A 7,337-nucleotide genomic window follows, 5' to 3' on the forward strand; every position below is an offset into this window, starting at 1 on the left:
GGAGGAACCTGGCGCTTAATTAATTCCAACAGTTGTCTATCAGCTAGTGCGTCGAAAGCACGGCGCTCAGAGAGAAAGCCACAATGCCACCGCCAAACCAACAGTTCATCGCAGCGCCTTTAAAAATCGATGGGGTTAGCGATCTGGACCCGGATGGACGGATTCCGTTGGAGCAGTTGACTAACGGTACGACGATAAGAATTCCACGTTGGCTGCGCTTCCCTGAACCTCCAAAGCCCGGAGAACCTACGCCTTTTTCAATTCTTCGGGTGTTCTGGATACAAAACAGCAATGAAACGAAAATATTCGAAAAAACCTATACCTATGTAGATGACCAGCCGGAATTTCCAGTTCCGTTATTGCCACAGCAAATGAGCGTAGATGGCATCGCGTATATCTATTACCAGTTGGAAGGGTTTGATGGGAACCTCGATCCTTCGCCGCAGAGAAAGCTGACGATTGATCACACCGTTTTGCCAACCCTGCGGGAGCCTGAATTTCCAGATGCCAATACTAATGGTTATTTAAACTGTAGTTCTGAGACGCCGATTTGGGAAAAGGTAAGAGTCATGATATTACCTGAAGCTATTTTTCAAGCGTTAGATAAATGTGTATTGGAGTGGCAGGGTTTTGAAACATTAAATGGCAATCCTCCGGAATTGACGCCGTTATATAAATTTGAAAAAACGTTAAGTGCGGGTGAGGCGGTGGGCGGGTTTGTAATGGAAATCCCCTTCGAGCCTTATGTAAGGCCAATGGTGAACGATGATTCCGGGGTTGCTCGATATACAGTTTTTCGAAAGGACATCCCGCTGGCGAGATCCCACACAGGTCTTGTCAGGATTGATCGCACACGTCCGGGCGACGATCCCTGTGGAGGCGCTCCTCTTAAGACATAAAAAAGTACAGAGAAGCAGGCTTTAGTTTGAATGAATAAAATTGCGTTAATTTGTTGTAGATATTTGCAGTTCGTGGTTCGGCATTTGAAATATCGTCGTCAATCTTCCAGGTTAATTTAGCGCAAAAATTGGTGTGCTAATCAATCTGGAATTTTGCCTGAGTCCAATCGCTTGGTTGATTTGTCGGAGAGAGAAAATGACTGTTCAAGAAAAAGTGGGTAATGGCACAAAACTGACACCGCAAGAAATTGGCAAGAACGCTCGTTTGGCTTTGCGCACTTCCAATGTGAATATCGGCATTACCGCGGCACCACCCGTAATAATCGGTAAAATTGTTGATAATTTGATTCCCAAAGCGGTTCTGGATCCGGGCCCGATGATTGTACGGTTTGATACGAGTACCGTTACCGCGCCACACGATGCGGATGAGTATGCGCTCTATCAACGAAAAGGCCTTACGGGATCTCCAGAGTTGATCAAGGAGGATGTCTTCGGGCCAGTGTCAACCCGTCCCCAGTTTCTTGATATCCCGGTGGCCACTACGCCACTTCTTGATGATGACTTGACCAAGGCCTCAACGACTTATCAATACCAATTCATTTTTTATAAAGGGAGCGATGGCAATCCGGATACATTGCCTTGGGTCGATGCGGAGATTGACCGTAACGCGCCTGAGCAGGATAAGTCGACGGGTGGCAAATTCAAGCCGGAAGCTGCTGTCTTTACCAACCTGCCAGCCAAGGGAACCATCGACGATAAATGGCTCGAAGACAACCCTTCGCTTATTCTGACCGTTAATACCGGTTATGAAAACTATCGTACGGATGACACGATTGATGTGTATATCGATACCAACTATGGCGCTGGTACGCCTGTTTACTCTCAAGCGTTAGCGTCGGGCACGGTGTCTATTCCACAGGTCAATCTTCCCAAGCTCGACTCGATTTACTATCTTTGGTACTTATTGCGCGACGTGGTCGGGAATGAAAGTGACCCGGCGCTCGCCAGTTCATTTAATGTTACTCGGCGTCCTCCACCCAGGTTGATAGATTGTGTAATTCCCAAAGGTATCACCCCGGACGTTATTGATCTGGAGGACCTGAAAACACCTGTTTATGTCGAGGTACCCTATACCACTAACGGGCAGGAAACTGACCGGATCATCCAGACTATCAGTGTCCCTGGGAATACGCCCATTGGTTTAGGAAATCAACAACTCGGTACCGCCCCCAGAACACTACAGTTTCAAGTAAGTACTAGCCGGTTGCTGGCACTCTGGAATAACGCCACGGTGTCAGTGCCCATCGTTGCCAGATATGATTTTTCCCGGGGCGTAGAAACGCTGATTCCTTCCGCCAACACCACGTCAGCACTTGACTTCACGTATCGCGGCCCGGTGAATCCAGTGTTTCCTGATCTGGAAAATCCGGACATGGTCAAGGTCACTGTTGTGGGTGATTCCGGTACGTCGAACCACATTACCGCTGACGACCGTGGCAAAGACGTGACGATTAGCACACCAATGATTACAGCAGCCAATACATGGGTGCCCATTGGCGATGAGACGGCAAAATTATGGTATGACGGCAAGGAAGTACACAGTGAATTGCTAACGGCTGGCACCGTAACGCCATTGACCTTTGACATCGATAAGGATGACATCGACGCCGCCGGATCAGGCAAAAAAATTGCTTACTGGACCATTGAAGAGACAGGTGGCCGTAATGTAATGAAGTCCTTTGATACCCTCGTCACCGTCGATCCGGTGCGCGTAGTGCTAGATCCCCCTTCAGTGCGCCTTTTTAATGGATTTGTATCGTGCCGGTATCTGACGGTTCCGAACTTCGAATTACCAGTGACTGTTACGATTGTTTCTGAACACATGCCAACCAATACGGTGGTTACGGTGAAGTCGGTCGGGACCGAAGATGCTTCGGGGCTGAAAGAAATCTCGGGAACAGAATTTAGTGTTACTTACACGATTAATGGTTCAGAGGTGGGTGGGGTTTTTATCAAAAACATTCAGCCGTACGTGTCCAAGATAAAACCAATTCAGCCGCCACGTAGTTCAGGTTTGCCCAATGGTTATATCAAGATCTGGTACGAAGTTACCATTGGTGGTGTGCCAACCAAATCTGCGGAATTTTTGAACGAAGTATCTCTGCTTAATGATAGTGGCAACTATTGCGAGGGGTCGCCAACTCAATAGATTCATGGCTTTGATATCGGGAGGGGCTTCGCCCCTTCCGGTAGTTATTGGCATACCAAGGAAAAAATCCCCATGAAACTTCAGAATGATCCTACATACCTTTTCCATAAAGAGCTGTACTTTGCCGGCCGTCTTTAACCAGGTTTTGCCTGTCAAATAGTTTCGCCCTTTTTTCTGGGGCATATGTGGGGTACTTCTACTATGCGATTAACGTCGTGCGATGAATTAAAACCGAACATCAAAATATGGGTGGGAAATTCATCACTTTGGTTTTCGTTGATGATGGCTCAGTCTGCTTATGCCGGAACGCTGGTTGGCGGGAGTCAGACCATAGGCAACGGTTCCAACGTAGAACGATGGGTTCTTTCGCAAAATGCCACGCTGAATGTTGATGGTGCACAGACGCGGGATATCACTGCGACCCAATCCACATTGAACACCAGCGGTGCCACTACGCAGCAAATTTCCGTTTCCCAAGGGTCGACGATGAGCCTTGTCAATACGACGGTCAACGGTGGTAACGCGCGTGCCGGCGTAGAGGTGGTCAACAGTACCGCGACGATCAGCGGCAGCACGATCAGCAACAACCGACTGGGCCTGCAAGTGGCCCACGAAGTCAGTTCCAGCACCGGTTCCAATGTTACGGTAACCGGCAGTAGCATTACGGGGGTGACAGGCGGGGCACGCGCAACGGCTTTCAGTACGCTTGTATTGTCCAACTCTATGGTCGAAGGCACCGGCACCAACAGTTTTGGGATTGCGTTACTGAGTGGTTCAGCGTCCGCCAGCAACGGGACGCGCATTATTGGCGGGCAGAATGGCGCGACCTTGGGCCTGRAGGGCGCCGGGCTTCCCGCCAGTCAACTGCAATTGGATCGATCCAGCGTCGAGGGTAAAAACGGGGCTGCCATCGTTGTGGATTACGCCGGCACATCCGCGGCCGTTTCCACAGTCGATGTACTCAATGGCTCAACCTTGACGGGAAGCTCAGGTAAGATTTTTGAGGTCAAGGGCTCGGGGAATGCCGCCATGAATGTGGGGCGCAGTGACCTGACAGGTAATGTAGATATTTCTGATAACAGCGTGGCCGCCCTGCATTTCACTCAAGCCTCGCTGGTCGGAAATGTAACGGCCGATGCGAACAGCACTGCTACGGTGTCGCTACAGCAAGGTTCGCAATTGACCGGCCTGATGAATAACGTCGCCACCGTCAACATCGGTGAAAATTCGGGTTGGAACTTGACGGGCAACAGTCAGGTCGGTGACATGGTTCTCAACGGTGGCACGGTGAAATTTGGCGCTGATAACGCCTTCTACCAATTGAATGTTCACAACTTGTCCGGTAATGGCCTGTTTGAAATAGGTACCGATTTCGCGACAGGCCAGAGCGATGTGCTCAACGTTACCGGCACCGCATCGGGCACGCATCAGTTGTTGATTGCCAGTAGTGGCAACGAACCCGCAAACGGTCAACCAGTCCAGGTCGTTCACACCGCAGGTGGGGATGCCACTTTCGCACTGGCCAATGCCAATGGCGAAGTAGATCTGGGTGCATTTTCCTACGGATTGAAACAAGACCAAACCGGCAACGACTGGTTCCTGGATCCAGTCGCCCGGACAGTCAGCCCCTCCACTCGCGCCGTTAAAGCGCTATTCAATACAGCGCTGACGTCATGGTACGGTGAGCTGATGTCGTTTCGGAGTCGTACTGGAGAGTTGCGCTTCAATAAGGAAAAGTCCGGGGCCTGGATCAGGGCTTATGGCAATAAGTACAACGTCAACGACGCTTTTGGCGATGGGTACCGGCAGACTCAACAAGGTTTCACGCTGGGTGCTGATGCACCTTTGCAGTTGGGCAGTGGGCAGTGGTTGCTTGGGGTGATGGCCGGTCACAGTACCTCGGACCTGGATTTACATCGTGGAACTTCCGGTACCATCAAGAGCTATTACATCGGTTCTTACTTGACCTGGATGGATGATGTCAGTGGTTACTATGTCGATAGCGTGATCAAGCTCAATCGGTTTCAGAATGACGCGAAGGTCGGAATGAGTGATGGCACTCGATCAAAGGGTGACTATGACAACAGCGGCGTTGGTGGCTCGGTAGAAATCGGTCGCCACATCAAACTGGACGATGGCTATTTTTTCGAACCCTTTACTCAGTGGTCTGCTGCAACCATTCAAGGCAAGGATTACACCCTGGACAATGGCTTGCAGGCCGAAGGTGATCGTACCCGTTCTTTGCTCGGCAAGGTCGGGATGACAGCCGGCCGTGATGTACAATTTAGTGACGGTACAAAACTACAACCGTATGTTCGAGGTGCATTGGCCCACGAGTTTTCCAAAAACAACAAAGTCAAGGTCAACAATAATGTATTCAATAATGATATTTCGGGGTCTCGGGCTGAGTTGGGTGCTGGCATTGCCATCAACCTGTCAGAACGTTGGCAAGCACATGCAGAGATTGAATACATGAACGGGAAACACATCGAAATGCCAATGGGCGGCACTGTTGGCGTACAGTTCAAATGGTAATGTTTTGACGTGAAACACTAATTTGGCGGTAGTGAGTAAAAAGCCTTGGTCAAATGACCAAGGCTTTTTATTGTCCGGCTTACCGACTGAGTGTCGTATGGAAATGACCACTGCACATATAGGAGTCACTGCCATCAGCTTTGTCTACCTGTGCATTGAATGACCCGACGAAAGTCATGTCGTTCGTGTCCAGCGTATACTGGATGGTGCCTGTTCTTGCCTTCTGTAGGGTAGGGTTGTCCAAGTCTTCGTAATTATTAAAAAACAACGAAACCTGATCGTCGTCGTCTGTGATTTTTCCGATAGCATCTTCAGTGCCTTTGGCGAAATTAATGGTGAATGTTTTGGTTGAGTTGTTATTTCGATCGGTTGCGATCACTTCCCATACATCTCCTCGCCCAGGCGTCGTAGCACTTTTGAGCTCGGTGAGCGTGGCGGAAAATTCCGAACCGTCTTCTAGGTTGGCACTGAAAGTGTCGTCAGGATCGGAAAAGTGACACTCTGATTTCATGGCGGCGCTGCTCATGATTAAAATCTCCTTAGTATTTAACAGGGGGTCCAGAGCAGCATTGTTAGATGCCGCTATCATGGATGTTTTATATAAAACTAATACTTGCCGGTTGTACACTGTTAGATATAACAGTAGGCAGAACGTTTATTTTGTGCTGGGTGTCGGGTTTCTATTTTAAATCGCGTGATGAGGGGGTTATAACTTAACAGCCTGACCTGTCGAAACTAACTGGACGAAAGTGTTTAGACGGTTTGTGCGCCGCAAGTGATGCGCAAGCTAGCCAAGCGCTCCCCGGTAAACCCAACAAATCATGAGGGTTTACCAAGGGATGGCACCAACGGAGGGTTATACAAGCCAACGGAACGTGCCTTCTTTCACGGAAACCTTTTTATCGGGATCGCCTATGCCTTCGGCTTCGAACGACAGACGACCTTCAAGATGCTTGTCGGTCGGGTCGAATGCCAGGTCAAGTTTGCCACTTATTGCGCTAAAAACCTCGGGAGGCTGATTGGGTGTGACGTAAGCAGCGCGGATGTTTGCATCATCTTTGCTGAAGATATGCAGCCCTGCTTACACGCCGTCCTTGATAAACAGCGTAATACGGTGCTGCTTGGGTGGGAGTAGATCCCAAACAATTTGGTCCGCAGTGAGTACCAACTCCTGCTTGTCGTGCTTGACACTCATGAAGTCAGACATGAACTCCGAACTGATGCCGCCTATCAAGGTTGCACTGAATGCGCCTTGCGTCTTCCGGGCGCGGAGACTGTCGGAAGAGGTGATGCCAGCCAAGTCAAAGTTCGCATCGGTGATAGTGATGATTTCACTTCCGAAACTCGCAGAGCAACGGAAAGAGCCTTTCATTCTTTGCTCGACAGCGAAATAAGCCACCGTGAGCGTTCCTTCAACTGAGGTGTACGGCCTGCTGCCAGCATCTACATAACGCCAATACCTTGCAGTCGCAGGATCTGACGGTTTCATTTCATAGGTGCGGGTTTGGCCGTCCTCGGGAATGTCGCCTGGCAAATACAGATCAATACCCTTGAACTCGGTCGGCTGGGAACAAAGCCGCTGAGTGGCACCCAAGTACCAAAGGCCTTTGTCTTTGTACAACTGCATTTCTAGTGGGTCACCCGCGAAATCACCATCGACGTCACTTTTGGCTGTAAACGTGCCGGTTGTAGAG

Annotated in this window: 5 protein-coding genes; 3 read left to right on the plus strand and 2 right to left on the minus strand. The window is 49.8% G+C overall.

The window, feature by feature from the left end; translation table 11 throughout:
- Nucleotides 1–83 precede the first annotated feature (83 nt).
- The 3 genes from AC1DSG_RS24530 (at nt 84) to AC1DSG_RS24540 (ending at nt 5,643) form a co-directional block, all read left to right on the plus strand.
- On the plus strand, nt 84–899 hold the full coding sequence (locus tag AC1DSG_RS24530) for a hypothetical protein (protein WP_477793211.1): 816 nt from the start codon (nt 84–86) through the stop codon (nt 897–899).
- A 196-nt stretch (nt 900–1,095) separates the two neighbouring features.
- Entirely contained in the window at nt 1,096–3,108 is a 2,013-nt protein-coding gene (locus tag AC1DSG_RS24535) for a hypothetical protein (RefSeq protein WP_477793212.1), read from the plus strand.
- Nucleotides 3,109–3,309: 201 nt separating this feature from the next.
- Nucleotides 3,310–5,643, plus strand: coding sequence for an autotransporter outer membrane beta-barrel domain-containing protein (locus tag AC1DSG_RS24540; protein ID WP_477793213.1), 2,334 nt, complete (start codon nt 3,310–3,312; stop codon nt 5,641–5,643).
- Between the two features lie 79 nt (nt 5,644–5,722).
- Here AC1DSG_RS24540 and AC1DSG_RS24545 read toward each other — a convergent pair whose 3' ends face one another.
- Nucleotides 5,723–6,169: a hypothetical protein gene (locus AC1DSG_RS24545; protein WP_477793214.1), complete on the minus strand. Its 447-nt coding sequence runs from the start codon at nt 6,167–6,169 to the stop codon at nt 5,723–5,725.
- A gap of 555 nt (nt 6,170–6,724) precedes the next feature.
- The coding region (locus tag AC1DSG_RS24550) for a hypothetical protein (protein ID WP_477793215.1) at nt 6,725–7,337 on the minus strand (613 nt) is incomplete at its 5' end.

It is taken from the genome of Pseudomonas sp. P5_A12 (genome assembly GCF_056400685.1).